The organism is Actinospineispora acaciae DSM 45401, from assembly GCF_000620785.1.
GTDB classification, from domain to species: Bacteria; Actinomycetota; Actinomycetes; order Mycobacteriales; family Pseudonocardiaceae; genus Pseudonocardia; species Pseudonocardia acaciae.
Map to the genome: position 1 here is coordinate 153017 of NZ_JIAI01000005.1, position 15022 is coordinate 168038.

Genomic DNA, 15022 nt, shown 5'->3' on the forward strand with positions numbered 1-15022 from the left:
GATGAACGACAGAGTCGTGCCGACGGCTATGTCGTGTGAGCGATTCTGTCGTACAAACGACTAAGTCGTCGTCGCGACACATTACGGACGGAGGTCGTCGGTGGCAAGCGAATCGACGGAGCGGTGCTGCCTGCTGCGCACCATCGGTGCGGCCACCCGCCGGCACGCGGCCGCGGCCATGCGGTTCGACCACGAGGTGGGCGCGAAGGCGGGCCTGACGCTGAGCAGCTGCGAGGCGCAGTTCGTCAACCTGCTGCGGCTGCACGGCCCGCTCAGCCCCGGCCAGCTCGGTCGGCTCGCCGGGTACACCTCGTCCGGCACCATCACCGGCGTCCTCGACCGGCTGGAACGGGCCGGTTACGTCAGCCGCACCCGCAGCACCACGGACCGGCGCAAGGTGAGCGTGTCGCTCAACCAGGACTGGCTGGAGGACGAGGACGCGCCGCGCGCGCGGCGCCTGGCCGACGTGGTCACCGGCTTCACCGACGACCAGCTCGCCACCGTCGCCGAGTTCCTGACCAGGCTCGCCGACGCCGAGGCCAGGGCCGACACGCGCCTGGCCGCCGGATAGGCGTCACCGGGGCCAGAGTTCTTCCATGCTGGTGGCCAGGCTCCGGATGGCCGGGTCGCCGTGCAGCCGGAGCCTGGCCATCGCCAGCTCGTACGCCTCGTTGTCGGCTCGCCTGCCGATCACCCAGACGACCACGACGTCGCCGTTCGGCCGTACCTGGTAGACGATCCGGACGGATCGGTTGCCGACGACCAGCTTGCGGAAGTTCGTCAGGTTGGTGGTGGACCGGCGGCCCAGCGGCTGGCCGCGCTTCTCCGGCTCCGTCTCGAGCTTGACCAGTCCTTTCGCCGCGAGCCGCCGGGTGGCGCCGTCCAGGTCCAGGAAGTCCTCGCGGGCCTCCTCGGTCAGGATGACCCTGGCCACGGGTCAGGCCTCGTCGGTGAGCTCGTCCCGATCGATGCCCGCCTCGGCGAGCACGTCGTCAAGGGCGTACCGACGACCGGAGTCGGCGGCCGTGCGGACCAGCGCGATGCTGAGCAACCGCAGGTCGTCCTCCAGCTCGTCGAGGCGCCGCAGCCGGTCCATGGTGGGGATGTCGACGATGGCGGCCACCGGCTTGTTGTTGCGGACCAGCACCTGCGGCCGGCCGTGCTCGGCGTCGGAGGCGAGCTTGGACACGCCCCGGTTGCTGGCGTCGGTGACGCTGATCAGGTCGCCGGTGTCGACGTTCATGCCGGGCCTCCGCTCTCCACGCGCCATATGGGCCGAATTCTACCTAGATAGCACGCTGCGACGCTAGTGCGCGGCTACTGACTCGCGGAGCACCTGTGACCAGCGGGAGATGATCTGGCGGCGGCGGGGGGTGTCGTCGGCGAGCAGGTTGGCCAGGCCGAGGCCCCTGGCCAGGTCGAGGGTGGCCTGCACCAGCTCGCGCACGCCCGGGTGCGACTCGTCGATGCCCAGCAGCTCGACGGCCACCCGGTGCGCCTCCCGGCCGACCCTGGCCTGCAGCGGCAGCACGACGGCGCGCAGCGACTCGTCGGTGGACGCGGCCACCCACAGGTGCAGCGCGGCGCGGAACGTCGGGCCGGTGTAGAGCTCCAGCAGCAGGTCCACCACCGGTTCGATCCGGGGCGGGCCGGGCGGCAGGTCGGCGGCGCGGGCGCGCAGGTGGCGGACCTGTTCCTCGCCGAGGTGGATGACCGCGGCGGTGACCAGGTCCTCCCTGGTGGGGAAGTGGTGTTGGGCGGCGCCCCTGGACACCCCGGCGCGCTCGGCGATCACGGACACCGTCGCGCCGGTCCAGCCCCGTTCGGACAGGCAGCTCACGGCGGCGTCCAGCAGGCCCCGGCGGGTGGTCCGGCTGCGTGCCTGTTGCGGCTGGCGCACGGTGGTCATGAGGCTGTCATTGCTCCGAGGGGACCACCGCGAGGACGGTGCCCACGTCGACCTGCTGGCCGGGCTCGACGGGCAGCTCGCTGACCACGCCGTCGGCCGGCGCGCTGATCTGGTGCTCCATCTTCATCGCCTCCAGCCACAGCACCGGCTGGCCGGCGGTCACCCGATCGCCCTCGGACACCGCGATGCGCAGCACGGTGCCCGGCATCGGCGCCACCAGCGAGCCGCTGGCCAGCGCGGACTCCGGGTCGCGGAACCTCGGCACCGGCGTCAGCGCCACCGGGCCGAGCGCGGAGTCGACGTGGACCAGCCCGGGGTAGCGACCCACCGCGAACTCCCGGCGCAGCCCGCCGACGTCGAGCACCACCCGGTCCGGGGCCGAGGACACCAGCCCGACGCCGTCGTACCCGGCCGCCCGCAGCCCGTCCCTGGCCAGCCGGTAGCTCACCTCGATCTCGTCACCGTCCGGGCCGAGGTACCGCTTGCGCTGTGGCACCGCCGGCACGTTCCGCCAGCCGCTGGGCAGCCGCGCGCCGGACCGGTTCGCGTTCGCCTCGGCGTCGGCCAGCGCGGCCACCAGCGCGGCCAGCCGGACGGCGTCCGCGTTCGCCAGCGGGGCGGCGAGGGTATCCAGCCCGTGCCTGTCGAAGAACGCGGTGTCCGTCTCCCCGGCCAGGAACGCGGGGTGGCGCAGCACGTTGACCAGCAGGTCGCGGTTGGTGACCAAGCCGTGGATCCGGGCGCGGGCGAGCGCGGAGGCGAGCGTGCGCGCGGCACCCGCCCGGCTCGGCGCCCACGCGATCACCTTGGCCAACATCGGGTCGTAGTGCACGCCCACGACCGACCCGGACTCCACGCCGCTGTCCACCCGCACCCGTGAGTGGTTAGCGTTGTCATAGCAACGCTTACCACTCACGGGTAGGTCGAACCGGTGCAGAAGGCCGCTTTGGGGTTGCCAGTCGCGGGCGGGGTCCTCGGCGTAGAGGCGGGCCTCGATGGCGTGGCCGTCGAACGGCGGCGGACCGTCGGGGGGTAGCGGTGTGCGCTCGGCGACGGACAGTTGGAGGGCGACCAGGTCGAGGCCGGTGACGAGTTCGGTGACGGGGTGCTCGACCTGTAGGCGGGTGTTCATCTCCAGGAAGTAGAACTCGCCGGTCGCGGTGGCGAGGAACTCCACGGTGCCGGCGCCGATGTAGTCCACGGCGGAAGCGGCCGCGCGCGCGGCGTCGCACAGTCGTGTCCGCATCTCGTCGGTGACCAGCGGGGACGGCGCCTCCTCCAGCACCTTCTGGTGGCGGCGCTGGATCGAGCACTCGCGTTCGCCGAGCGCCCAGACGGTGCCGTGCGCGTCGGCCAGCACCTGCACCTCGATGTGCCGTCCGGCCTCCAGGTACCGCTCGCAGAACACGCCTGCGTCGCCGAACGCCGAGCCCGCCTCGGCCGCCGCGCCGTCCACCGCCGCGCGCAGGTCGGCCAGCGAGCGGACGATCCGCATGCCCCGCCCGCCACCGCCGGCCGACGCCTTGACCAGCACCGGCAGGTCCGCCTCCGTGACGGTGTTAAGGGAAAGCTCGGGGAGCACCGGCACCCCGGCGGCCGCCATCAGCCGCTTGGCCTCGACCTTCGAGCCCATCGCCTCGATCGCGGCGGCCGGCGGGCCCACCCAGGTGAGGCCGCCGTCGGTCACGGCGCGCGCGAACTCGGCGTTCTCGGACAGGAAGCCGTAGCCGGGGTGCACGGCGTCCGCCCCGGCCTCGACGGCCGCCTTGACCAGCAGGTCCGCCCGCAGGTACGTCTCGGCGGGCGCGTTGCCCGGCAGCCGGACGGCGGCGTCGGCCTCGGTGACGTGCGGGGCGTCGGTGTCCGCGTCGGAGTACACCGCCACGGTGCCGATGCCCAGCTCGCGGCAGGTGCGGAAGACCCGGCGGGCGATCTCGCCCCGGTTGGCCACCAGCAGGTTCTGGATCACGAACGCCTCACATCCGGAAGACGCCGAAGCCGTCGGCGCCCTTGACGGCCGTGTTGTGCACCACGGAAAGGCACAGGCCGAGCACGGTTCGGGTGTCGCGGGGGTCGATGATGCCGTCGTCGTAGACCATCCCGGACAGGAACATGGGCAGCGACTCCGCCTCGATCTTGCCCTCGACCATGGCGCGCATCGCGGCGTCGTCCTCCTCGCTGTACTCCGCGCCGCGCGACTGCGCCGCCGCCCTGGCCACGATCGACAGCACCCCGGCCAACTGCGCGGGGCCCATCACCGCCGACTTCGCGCTCGGCCAGGCGAACAGGAACCTCGGGTCGTAGGCCCGCCCGCACATGCCGTAGTGCCCGGCCCCGTACGAGGCGCCCATCAGCACCGACAGGTGCGGCACCGTCGAGTTGGACACCGCGTTGATCATCATCGCGCCGTGCTTGATGATCCCGCCGCGCTCGTACTCCTTGCCGACCATGTAGCCGGTGGTGTTGTGCAGGAACAGCAGCGGGGTGTCCGTCTGGTTGGCCAGCTGGATGAACTGGGCGGCCTTCTGCGACTCCTCGCTGAACAGCACGCCGCGCGCGTTGGCCAGGATGCCGATCGGGTAGCCGTGCAGCTGCGCCCAGCCGGTGACCAGCGAGGACCCGTACAGCGGCTTGAACTCGTCGAAGTCCGAGCCGTCCACGATCCGGGCGATCACCTCGCGCGGGTCGAACGGCACTTTCAGGTCCGTCGGGACGATGCCGAGCAGGTCCTCGGGGTCGAACAGCGGCTCGGCGTAGTCCGGCTTGGGTGACGGGCCGTGCTTGCGCCAGTTCAGCCGCTTGATGATGGAGCGGCCCAGCCGGATCGCGTCCTCCTCGTCGGCGGCCAGGTAGTCGGCGAGGCCGGACGAGCGGGCGTGCATCTCCGCGCCGCCCAGCTCCTCGTCGTCGGCCTCCTCGCCGGTGGCCATCTTGACCAGCGGCGGGCCGCCCAGGAACACCTTGGCGCGGCCGGCCACCATGACCACGTAGTCGGACATGCCGGGCAGGTACGCCCCGCCGGCCGTGGAGTTGCCGAACACCAGCGCGATCGTCGGGACCTTGCGGGCGGACGAGCGGGTCAGGTTGCGGAAGGTGCGCCCGCCGGGGATGAAGATGTCCTTCTGGGTGGGCAGGTCGGCGCCGCCGGACTCCACCAGGTTGATCACCGGCAGCCGGTTCTCCTGGGCGATCTGCGCGGCGCGGTGGCCCTTGCGCAGCGAGGACGGGTTGCTCGCGCCGCCCTTGACGGTGGGGTCGTTGGCGACGATCAGGCACTCCACGCCCTCGACCACGCCGATGCCGGTGACCACGCTGGCGCCCACCGCGAAGTCGGTGCCCCAGGCGGCCAGCGGGGACAGCTCCAGGAACGGGCTGTCCTCGTCCAGCAGCAGCTCGATGCGTTCGCGGGCGAGCAGCTTGCCCCGCTTGCGGTGCCGGGTGACGTACTTCTCGCCGCCGCCGGCGACGGCCTTGGCGTGCTCGGCGTCGATCTCGGCCAGCTTGGTGAGCATGTCGTCGCGGTTGGTCGCGAACTCGTCGCTGGACGGGTCGACGTGGGTGTGCAGGGTGGTCACAACAGCGCCTCCGGGATGTCCGCCACCCGCGAGCGCAGCCACTCGCCGAGTGCCTTGGCCTGTGGGTCGAACCTGTGAGCCGAGGCGACTCCGGCGCCGAGCAGGCCGTGTATGACGAAGTTGACGGCGCGCAGGTTGGGTAGCGGGTGCGCTTCGACGTGCAGCGGGGCGGTCTCGGGGAGCAGGCGTTTCAGCGTCTCGGGGGTGAGTGCATGCGCGAGCCAGCGGTATGCCTCGTCGGTGCGCGCCCAGACGCCGAGGTTGGCGTCCCCGCCCTTGTCCCCGGAGCGCGCGCCGAGCACGGTGCCCAGCGGGAGGCGTTGCGTCGGGCCGTCGGCCAGCGGTGGCGGGAGTTCTGGTTGGTCTACAGCCGCTGGCGCGCTGGTGTTGGCTGACGGTGGGATGGTCGTCCGGGCGCCGTCGGGGAGTACGGCGATGTGCTGCACCGTCTCGGCCGGCACGAACGCGGCGGTGTACACCCCGTACGGCGAGGCGTCCGAGGGCGGCGCGGTGACGTGGAAACCCGGGTAGCTGGCCAGGGCCAGCTCGATCGCCGCCGAGCTGAACGCCCGGCCGGCGACCTTCGAGTCGGGGTCCTTCACCGCGCAGTGCAGGAGCGCGCTGGCCGCTTCCTGGGTGTCGGTGTCCGGGTGGTCGGTGCGGGCGAGCGTCCAGCGGACCTCGGACGGCCGCTTGCCCAGGCCGGCTTCCAGCTGCTGTTTGACCAGGTCGGCCTTGGCCTCGATGTCCAGGCCGGTGAGCACGAACGTCGTCTCGTTGCGGAAGCCACCGAGCGTGTTCAGGCAGACCTTCAGGTCGGGCGGCGGCGCCTCGCCGCGCACGCCGGAGATCCGGACCCGGTCCGGGCCGTCCTGGCTCAGGGTGATGCTGTCGAACCGGGTGGTCACGTCCGGGCCGGCGTAGCGGGCGCCGGCGATCTCGTACAGCAGCTGAGCGGTGACGGTCTCGGTGGTGACCGCGCCGCCGGTGCCGGGGTGCTTGGTGATCACGCTCTGCCCGGACGCGTCGATCTCCGCGATCGGGAAACCCGGGGTGGCGATGTCGTGCTCGGTGAAGAACGAGTAGTTGCCGCCGGTGGCCTGGGCCCCGCACTCCAGCACGTGCCCGGCCACCACCGCCCCGGCCAGCGCGTCGTAGTCCTCGGCGCCCCAGCCGAAATGCGCGGACGCCGGCCCGACCACCAGCGAGGCGTCCGTGACCCGCCCGGTGACCACCACGTCCGCGCCCGCCTTCAGGCACTCCGCGATGCCCCACGCGCCCAGGTAGGCGTTCGCCGTCAACGGCTCGCCCAGGCCCAGCTCGCCCGTCCGTCCGCTGAGATCATCGCCTTCGACATGGGCGATACGCGCCGGTACGCCGAGCCGTGCCGTGAGCTCGCGCAGCGCGTCCGCCAGGCCGGCCGGGTTCAGCCCGCCCGCGTTGGCGACGATCTTCACTCCGTTGTCCACCGCCAAGGCGAGGTTTTCCTCGAGCTGGCGCAGGAAGGTGCGGGCGTAGCCGCGCGCGGGGTCCTTGAGCCGGTCGCGGCCCAGGATGAGCATGGTCAGCTCGGCCAGGTAGTCGCCGGTCAGCACGTCCAGCGGGCCGCCGGTGAGCATCTCCCGCACGGCGGAGAACCGGTCCCCGTAGAACCCGGATGCGTTCCCGATGCGCAGCGTCACGCCTACGGACCCTGCCAGCGTGGGGGGAAACAATCAAGCGTGCGTGCTTGTTTTCGTCGGACGCAACCGGGGGCGGGCTCCGGGCGTCAACCAGGTCGTGGTGACCAGGCGCACGGCGCTGCTCGGGGCCGGCGCGCTCGCCGCGCTCGGGATCGGGGCCGGGGTCGGGGTCGCGGAGCTGGCGCCGGTCCGGCGGGCGCTCGGCCTGGTCGGGCCGGACGGCGCGGTGCCCGAGGTTGCGGCGGTGCCCACCCGCACCGACAGGTTCGCCTCGGCCGCGCGCGGGCGCGACGTGACGATGGTGACCATGCGGCCGGCGCCCAGCCTGCCGGTCTGCCTGCTGCTGTACGGGCGGCACAGCGACGCGCGGGGGATGGTCGAGCTGGGGCTGCCGAGCTTCCTGGCCGCGTGCGACCGGGACGGCGTGCTTCCGTTCACGGTCGTGGCGCTGGACGGCGGCGACAGCTACTGGGTGGCCCGCACCCCGGCCGACGACCCGAGGGCGATGCTCCGGGCAGAGCTGCCCGACTGGCTGGCCGGGCTCGGGCTGGCCGCCCCGCGCGCGGTGCTCGGGATCTCCATGGGCGGGTTCGGCGCGCTGGCCTACGTCGGCACCCGGATGCCCACCGCCGTGCTCAGCCCGGCGGTGTTCGAAGACTGGCGGGACGCGCGCGGGCTCGACGCGTTCGCCGACGAACGGCAGTGGGCGCGCCACGAGCCGCTGCGCCACCTCGACGCGCTGCCCGCCGGGCACCTGCTCGGGGTGTGGTGCGGGCGGGAGGACCCGTTCTGTCCGGCGGCGCGTTCGCTGGCGGCGGGCGCCCGCGCCGAGGTCGCCGAGTTCGATCACGGGGCGCATACCGTCGGGTACTGGCGGCGGGTGCTGCCCGCCGCGTTGCGGTTCGTCGGGCGGCGCCTCGACGGCTGAGCTAGGGTCCGGTCTTTCGCCACGGGTGCCCCGCAATGACCCGGCCCGGTGATACCTGGCACGAACGAGGTACTGAGGGTGTCTGACTCGTCACGTCCGCGAGCCGCGCACCCACGCCTGCTGCCAGGCTTGTTTACTTCCGACACAGTGACATCCCTCGGGGGAGATACGAGTGACAGCCACCCCAACCGCCACCGCACGCCCGGCCGTCCAGAGCGGCGAGATACGGCTCGGTGACGCGGTCCAGGTGACCCGGCTCGGTTACGGCGCCATGCAGCTCACCGGCCCCGGGGTGTGGGGGCCGCCGGCCGACCACGACAACGCGATCCGGGTGCTGCGCAGGGCCGTGGAGCTGGGCGTCAACCTGATCGACACCGCCGACGCCTACGGCCCGTACGTCAACGAGGAGCTGATCCGCGAAGCGCTGCACCCCTACGACGGCCTCGTCATCGCGACCAAGGCCGGCAAGCTGCGCACCGGGCCCGGCGAGTGGCCCGCCTGCGGCCGGCCCGAGTACCTGCGTCAGCAGGCCGAGATGAGCCTGCGCCGGCTCGGGGTGGAGCGGATCGACCTGTTCCAGCTGCACGCCGTGGACCCGGCCGTGCCCGCCGCCGACCAGTTCGGCACGCTCGCCGACCTGCGCTCGGAGGGGAAGGTCGGGCTGGTCGGGCTGTCGAACGTGACCGCCGAGCAGCTCGCGGACGCCACCGCCATCGTCGACGTGGCCACCGTCCAGAACCGCTACAACCTCACCGACCGCTCCTCCGACGAGGTGCTGCGCATGTGCACCGAGCGCGGCATCGGCTTCATCCCGTGGCGCCCGATCTCGTCCGGCGAGCTGGCCAAGCCCGGCGGGGTCGTCCACGACATCGCCCAGGGCCTGGACGTCACCTCCGCGCAGGTGGCGCTGGCCTGGCTGCTGCAGCGTTCGTCGATCATGCTGCCCATCCCGGGCACGGCGTCGCTGTCGCACCTGGAGGAGAACGTCGCCGCCGCCGGGCTCAAGCTCGACCTCGGCACCGTGGCCACCCTCGACGACGTCGCCTGACACCCGTGAGTGGCTAGGGCCGCTCTGGCGGCCCTAGCCACTCACGGGTCAGTCCTGCCGGCGGCCGCGTTTGAGGCCGCTGCTCGCGGCGGCGCCGACCCGGACCAGGCGGCGGCGCTGGCGCGGTTCGATCGGGCCCGCCTTGGCGTGCCTTGGGTCCAGCGGGTTGATCTCGGCGGGGTTCGGCTCGGCCGGGGTGACCAGGGAGCGGACGCCGGCCGAGATCACCGCGACCAGTGGCACGGCGAGCAGCGCGCCGGCGATGCCGGAGATCACTACGCCGCCGGCCACCGCGAGCACCACGGCCAGCGGGTGCAGCTGCACCGCCCTGCCGAGCAGGATCGGCTGCAGCACGTGGCTCTCCAGCTGCATCACCGCGATCACCACGCCGAGCACGATCAGCGCCGTGAACGGCCCGTTGGCCACCAGCGCGATCAGCACCGCGACCGACCCGGACAGCACGGCCCCGACCACCGGCACGAACGCGCCAAGGAACACCAGCGCGGCCAGCGGCACCACCAGCGGCACCCGCATGACCCACAGCCCGATCCCGATGCCCACCGCGTCGACCACCGCGACCACCACCGTGGCCCTGGTGTAGCCGACCAGGGAGGCGAACGCGCGCTGCCCGGCGATGTCCGCCCGGCGCCGCTGCGCCACCGGGAAGGCGAGCAGCAGGAAACCCCAGACGCGCTTGCCGTCGTACAGGAAGAAGATCAGGACGAACAGCACGAGGGCCAGCCCGGAGGCCATCTCGCCGACGGTCGCCGCCGTGGACAGCGCCCCCGAGGTGATCGCGTCGGTATTCGCGGTGAGCGAGCGCTGCAGCTCGCCGGGCAGGTCGTCCAGCCGCTCCGGGGGCAGCCGCAGCGGCGGGCCGGAGAGCAACGGCTTGATGTTCAGCTCGAAGCTCTGGATCAGCCTGGTGCGCAGGTCGGGCAGGCCGGCGATGAACGCGTTGATCACGAACGAGAGCACCAGGCTGAGCAGCGCGATGCCGCCGATCAGGACCAGTCCGGTGGCCAGCCCTCGCGGCAGCCGCAGGTGCTGCGTCGTCGTCCCGACCAGCGGCGCGAGCAGGGCGGCCAGCAGCAGCGCGATGGCCGCCGGGATCACCACCACCCGCAGCTGGATCACCAGGAAGATCACCACGCCGAGCGCGGCCGCGATCACCAGGAACCGGGCGCACAGCTCGGAGACCACCCGCAGCGGGCCGGCCGCGACCGCGGCGGGCCTTGCGTCCGGTGCTGCTTGCGGTGCGCCAGTGAGCGTGGAGGGCGGTGCGTCCGACGGTACGGATGTGGGTGAGCTCGCCTGGCGGGTCGGGGTGGGTTCGGTCGTCCGTCGCGCGGGCTGCTGCTGGTTGTCGGGCGGCTCGGCGCCGTCGGTGCTCACGGGTCCGAGGGTAGTGCGGCGGCGGCCGTGGTGACCGGTTGGCGGGCGCGTGTGCACCGTTTGTGACCTGCCGTGGGCGGCTTCTCCGGCGGGCCGCGCGGGCCGTCGTCGGCGGTCGTGTTCGGGCCGCTCGGACCGGTCCTGCCGGGTTGCATTGGTGCACTGTGAGTTTCGGTTACCGTCCGTGGTTGGCGGTGCGCGGGCTTGCCCCGTTCCGGCCGTGCGCGGAGCCGAGGTCGCCCGGTCGTTGCGGCCCCGTTCGATCACCGGGGAGCCGGCGGCGGCCGGTTACGGTGGGCACATCCCGGCCGGCCGCTGATCGGTTACCGGCCGCCGGCTGCCCCCGCCCACCGGGTGAGTAGCTCGGTCGTGGCGACGGGCCTGATCTTGGCCCCGATGACGGCCCGGGATGTGGTCTGAGTGCCCGAACGACCGTAAAAGGGCCACTCTATCGGGGGGTCATTCGTTTGTTTGGTTGGGATGCCGGTAACCGCCGCAACTTCCGCCCGTGACGCCCGTTGTCGCTGAACAGAACCCCTAGTTGGCGCCGGTGCCGGGAACGGCACCGGTCGGTCCCCCTTGCCCTTGACAAGATCGCGTCGGAAGGTAAGCGCCCAGGTGTACGAGCCGGTCATCGACCCCAACAGCCTCAATGCCGAGGACTCCGAGCTCACCCCGATTTTCCACGCGTTGGTCAGCCATGCTGCCGATCCGGTGGAGCACTTCCGTAGAGACCCCCTCGACGCCCCGATGCCCGCACCGGTGCCCGCACAGCCCGCGCGGCCTCGGTTGCGGTCGGTCCCGACGGTGTGCGCCGATCCCGGGGCACCGGCCACCGTGCCGGCGATGTGGCCGAACCCGGTCCAGCCCCGCCCGGCGCCGCACCGCTCCGGTCCCCACGAGCTACGGGGGATCACCGAACTTCGGGGTGCCCGCGGCGGTCGGCACCGGGCGTCGCGATCGGTGGGTCGCGGCCAGTTTCCCCGGTAGGTAAGGGCCCAGCTCGACCTACCGGGTGAGCGGCGAGATGTGATATCGGCACGCCGCATGTCACGGATCGTCATCGAATTGTGTTGCCTCCTTCACTCGGGTGAGCCCATCACTCGTCCGGATGCCCCGCGTTGAACCGGACGGGGACATATGAAGGAGGACCGGATGGATGCCAGGGCTAGGCACACCTGGGGGAGGCATGGCTTCGCGGCCGCGGCCGTGACCGGGGGCATGATCGGGATAAGCGGTGCCGGCGCGGCGGGGGTGGCCGTGCCGACGCGGCCGGCCGGCGTGGGTGCCAGCTCCGCGCGCTACGGGGTGCCGGACTCTCCCGCGGTGGCCGACTCCTCGGAGTTCCAGCTGGCCGAGATCGCCGAGCAGCAGCCCGAGCCCGGGCGGCCGGAGTCGCAGTCGGCCGGTGAGGGCGAGCGCCGGGGGTCCGGCGAGCGCGGGCCGGCCGAGGGTGGCTTCCGCGCCCCGGACGCCGACATGTTCCGTGCGCCCGAGGGTCCGGGAACTGGCGGGTTCGCCGTTCCCTCCGGCCTGTCCGGTGGGCACCCGTCGGCGCCTGGCGAGCAGGGCGGACCGGATCGCGCGCGGTACGGGGCAGACGCCGCTCCTCGGCACGCCTCCCCGGACCGCGCGGCCCCCGACCACGTCCCCGGCGGGTTCTCGTCCGACTACCCAGGCCAGTCCGTGAACGGACAGTCCGGTCCGGGGCAGCAGGGTCCGAACCAGACAAGGAACCAGGCGCCCACGAGCCAGGCGCCCGCGAACAACGCCCCCGCGAACCAGGCGCCGGTGCACCAGCCGGGGCAGAGCCAGCCCGGGCAGAGCCAGCCGGGCATGAGCCAGCCCGGCCCGGTCAACCAGCCGGCGCCGGGACAGCCGGGGATCAACCAGCCCGGCCCGAGTCACGGCCCGGCCAACCAGCCGGGGTCGGGCCAGCCCGACATGGGCCAGCCGGGGCCGAGCCACACCCCGATGAACCTGCCGGGGCCGGGTCAGCCGGGTCTGAACCAGGGTTCGGCCGGCCAGCCTGGGCAGAGCCAGCCCGACATGAGCCAGCCCGGCCCCAACCACGGCCCGATGAACCAGCCGGGCATGAACCAGCTCGGCGTCACCCGGGCACGCCCGGTGCAGCCGGGTGGTTCGGCCGAGCGCACCATCGGGCTGACCGACGGCGACCGGGCTCCGGCGCAGGCAGGCCCGGACCGCACGGTGTCGCTGGCCGGGGTGGAGCGGACCGAGGCGCTGACGCCCGGACGGTCCAACGGGCTGGCCGGCAACGGGTCGGACGGGTTCCTCGCCGGCAACGCCGCGGCATTGGCCTCCGCGCCAGCCAACCTCATGAGCAACGACTCGACGATCGGCGCCCTGGGTCCGGCCGAGGGGAGCCTGGGCACCGGGTTCGGGGCCTACGGAGGGGCAACGGCGCAGCCCGAGGCGAACCGTCCGGTCAGCCGGCACGCCCGCCCGGAGCCCGCCGAGCTGTTCGCCGAGAACCCGGCCGGCGCCGAGTCGTCCACCGTCGCCGTCCCGCCCGCGGCGCGGCCGCCCGCCCCACCGCAAGCGGGCGGCCGCCACTCCGGACCGCGCGGCGACCAGGCCCCGCAGTCGGCGCCGGGCCGACCCGGTGCCCCGGTCCAGCCCGCCGGCCCCGGGCAGCCGTCCGGGCCGGGACGTTCCATCGGCCAGGGCCAGGGCGGCCGTGGGCCTCGGCGGATGCGGCCGGTCGGCCAGGCGATGCCGCCGGCCCCGTCGCAGCCGGCCGGGCCCGCCCAGCCGCAGGGTCAGGGCCAGGCTCGGCCGGTCGGCCAGATGAACCCGGGTGGACCCGCGCAGGCGCCGATGCCGGGGCAGGTCCCCGCGTTCGGCCAGCCGGGCGGCCCCGGGCAGAACCAGCCGCACGGTCAGGCGCACCACGGTGGCCAGGCCCAGCCGCACGGCCACCAGGGCGGCCAGCCGCACAACCAGGGCGGTCGGCAGGCTCAGCAGTCCCCGCAGGGCCTGCCGGGTGGTCCGGCGGGCCAGGTGGTCGACGTGGACGCGGAGACCTCGGCGCTGGGTAGCCTGGACAGCAGCGGGCTGTTCGGCTCGCTCTCGTCCCAGCCTCGGTAACGGCACGACGCGGCAGCGGAATCGGCGCGGCGGATCCGGGTCGGGCCGCTAGGCTCGCCCCGCATGTGGACGAACTGGTCGGGCGGGCAGCGTTGCGGTCCCGCCGCCACCGTCCGCCCGCTCGACGAGGCGGGAGTGCGGGCGGCCGTGCGGCGGGCCGCCGGTAACCGGCAGCGGGTACGGCCGGTCGGTGCCGGGCATTCGTTCAGCCCGCTGGCGGTGACCACCGACGTGGCGCTCGACCTGTCGGCGCTGACCGGCGTGGTCTCGGTGACCGGGCGGCGCGCGCGGGTGCGGGCCGGCACCACGCTGGCCGAGCTGAACGCGGCGCTGGCCGAGCGCGGCCTGGCCGTGGCCGGCCTCGTCGACCTGGACACCCCGACCGTGGCCGGCGCCGTGGCCACCGGCACGCACGGCAGCACACCGCGAACGGGGTCGTTGTCCGCGCAGGTCACCGGGATGCGCATGATCGACGGCACCGGCGCCGCCGTCGAGGTCCCGGACGCCGAGCTGGACGCCGCCCGCACCGGCCTCGGCGCGCTCGGCGTGGTCACCGAGGTGGAGCTCGAGGTGATGCCGGCGCTGGTGCTGCGGGCGTCGCAGGCCCGGATGCCGCTGGACGAGGCGCTCGCCGCCGACTACCTGGACGCGCACCGCTGGGCGGAGTTCTCCGTGTTCCCCTACGCCCAGGACGCGCTCGCGCGGTGGGCCGACGAGGCGGACGAGGAGCCCGACCCGCCCTCGGCGGTGCGCACGTTCGTGGAGCGGCGGGTGGTACGGGCGGCGGCCGTGGGCGGCGGGGTTGCGCTGGGGCGGTCCGTGCCCAGGCTGGTCCCGACGATCAACCGGGTGGCCACCGCGCTCACCGGCACCGGCTCGGTCACCGACCTGGCGCACCGGGTCCTGGTCGCGCGCCCGGTGGTTCGCTGGGAGGAAGGCGAATGGGCGCTGCCCCGGGAGGCGCTGGCCGACGGCGTCCGCGAACTGCTCGCCGCGATCAGCGACCGCGAGCTGGACGTGGGCTTCCCGCTGGAGGTGCGCGTCGGCCCTGCCGAGACCGGTTGGCTGCACCCGGCGTACGGCCGCGCCACCGGCTGGGTGGCCGTGCACGCCGCCACCGGCACCGATCCGGAGCCGCTGCTCTCGCTCGCGGCCGATGTGCTCGGAGCGCACGCCGGCCGCCCGCACTGGGGCAAGCGCCACCCGTGGACGAACCGCGAGGTGGCCGAGGCCTACCCGAAGCTGGCCGACTTCCGCACCATCCGTGACCACCGTGACCCCGCCCGAGTCTTCACCAACTCCCACCTCGACTCCGTACTGGACGGTTAGCCGCCGCACACCTCGTTGGTCCGTCGCATACTCCGCACCATGTGC

At 73.5% G+C, this 15022-nt stretch carries 12 protein-coding genes; 5 read left to right on the top strand and 7 right to left on the bottom strand.

From position 1 onward, the window contains the following. Positions 1-100: 100 nt before the first annotated feature. Positions 101-571, top strand: coding sequence for a MarR family winged helix-turn-helix transcriptional regulator (locus tag N912_RS54225; protein ID WP_051580692.1), 471 nt, complete (start codon positions 101-103; stop codon positions 569-571). A 3-nt stretch (positions 572-574) separates the two neighbouring features. On the opposite strand, the gene N912_RS0123740 is transcribed toward N912_RS54225, so the two are convergent. From N912_RS0123740 to N912_RS0123765, 6 genes are all read right to left on the bottom strand, one after another. Then, positions 575-934, bottom strand: a complete 360-nt coding sequence (locus N912_RS0123740) for a type II toxin-antitoxin system RelE family toxin (protein WP_028924345.1) — start codon at positions 932-934, stop codon at positions 575-577. Positions 935-937: 3 nt separating this feature from the next. Then, positions 938-1243 (bottom strand): type II toxin-antitoxin system Phd/YefM family antitoxin, encoded by a 306-nt coding sequence (locus N912_RS0123745; protein WP_028924346.1) that lies wholly within the window; start codon positions 1241-1243, stop codon positions 938-940. Positions 1244-1306: 63 nt separating this feature from the next. Then, on the bottom strand, positions 1307-1909 hold the full coding sequence (locus N912_RS0123750) for a TetR/AcrR family transcriptional regulator (protein ID WP_037066230.1): 603 nt from the start codon (positions 1907-1909) through the stop codon (positions 1307-1309). Between the two features lie 7 nt (positions 1910-1916). Then, the gene (locus tag N912_RS0123755) at positions 1917-3878 is read right to left on the bottom strand and encodes an acetyl/propionyl/methylcrotonyl-CoA carboxylase subunit alpha (protein WP_028924348.1); all 1962 of its coding nucleotides are present in this window, start codon (positions 3876-3878) and stop codon (positions 1917-1919) included. 7 nt (positions 3879-3885) lie between these two features. After that, positions 3886-5421, bottom strand: a complete 1536-nt coding sequence (locus N912_RS0123760) for an acyl-CoA carboxylase subunit beta (protein WP_156993993.1) — start codon at positions 5419-5421, stop codon at positions 3886-3888. 59 nt (positions 5422-5480) lie between these two features. Continuing rightward, a complete protein-coding gene (locus N912_RS0123765) occupies positions 5481-7166 on the bottom strand; it encodes an acyclic terpene utilization AtuA family protein (RefSeq protein ID WP_028924350.1) in 1686 nt (561 codons plus the stop codon). Between the two features lie 43 nt (positions 7167-7209). Here N912_RS0123765 and N912_RS0123770 point away from each other — a divergent pair, with 43 nt between their 5' ends. Together N912_RS0123770 and N912_RS54230 are read left to right on the top strand one after the other, a co-directional pair. Next, a complete protein-coding gene (locus N912_RS0123770; RefSeq protein WP_156993935.1) occupies positions 7210-8094 on the top strand; it encodes an alpha/beta hydrolase in 885 nt (294 codons plus the stop codon). Positions 8095-8266: 172 nt separating this feature from the next. Next, on the top strand, positions 8267-9142 hold the full coding sequence (locus N912_RS54230; protein WP_051580693.1) for an aldo/keto reductase: 876 nt from the start codon (positions 8267-8269) through the stop codon (positions 9140-9142). A 48-nt stretch (positions 9143-9190) separates the two neighbouring features. Here the strand turns inward: N912_RS54230 and N912_RS54235 are convergent, their stop codons facing one another. After that, positions 9191-10537 carry an AI-2E family transporter gene (locus tag N912_RS54235; protein WP_084211141.1) on the bottom strand — a complete coding sequence of 449 codons (1347 nt, stop codon included), beginning with the start codon at positions 10535-10537 and terminating at the stop codon, positions 9191-9193. Positions 10538-11692: 1155 nt separating this feature from the next. On the opposite strand from N912_RS54235, the gene N912_RS0123785 reads away from it, so the two are divergent. After that, positions 11693-13648: a hypothetical protein gene (locus tag N912_RS0123785; RefSeq protein ID WP_156993939.1), complete on the top strand. Its 1956-nt coding sequence runs from the start codon at positions 11693-11695 to the stop codon at positions 13646-13648. Between the two features lie 63 nt (positions 13649-13711). Then, a complete protein-coding gene (locus tag N912_RS0123790) occupies positions 13712-14977 on the top strand; it encodes a D-arabinono-1,4-lactone oxidase (RefSeq protein ID WP_037066235.1) in 1266 nt (421 codons plus the stop codon). Positions 14978-15022: the final 45 nt, after the last annotated feature.

Bases quoted from the DNA above. Each gene is read 5' to 3' on its own strand.
- N912_RS0123745 (WP_028924346.1), bottom strand. From the start codon at position 1,243: ATGAACGTCGACACCGGCGACCTGATCAGCGTCACCGACGCCAGCAAC.
- N912_RS0123750 (WP_037066230.1), bottom strand. From the start codon at position 1,909: ATGACCACCGTGCGCCAGCCGCAACAGGCACGCAGCCGGACCACCCGC.
- N912_RS0123760 (WP_156993993.1), bottom strand. From the start codon at position 5,421: ATGCTCACCAAGCTGGCCGAGATCGACGCCGAGCACGCCAAGGCCGTC.
- N912_RS0123785 (WP_156993939.1), top strand. From the start codon at position 11,693: ATGGATGCCAGGGCTAGGCACACCTGGGGGAGGCATGGCTTCGCGGCC.
- N912_RS0123790 (WP_037066235.1), top strand. From the start codon at position 13,712: ATGTGGACGAACTGGTCGGGCGGGCAGCGTTGCGGTCCCGCCGCCACC.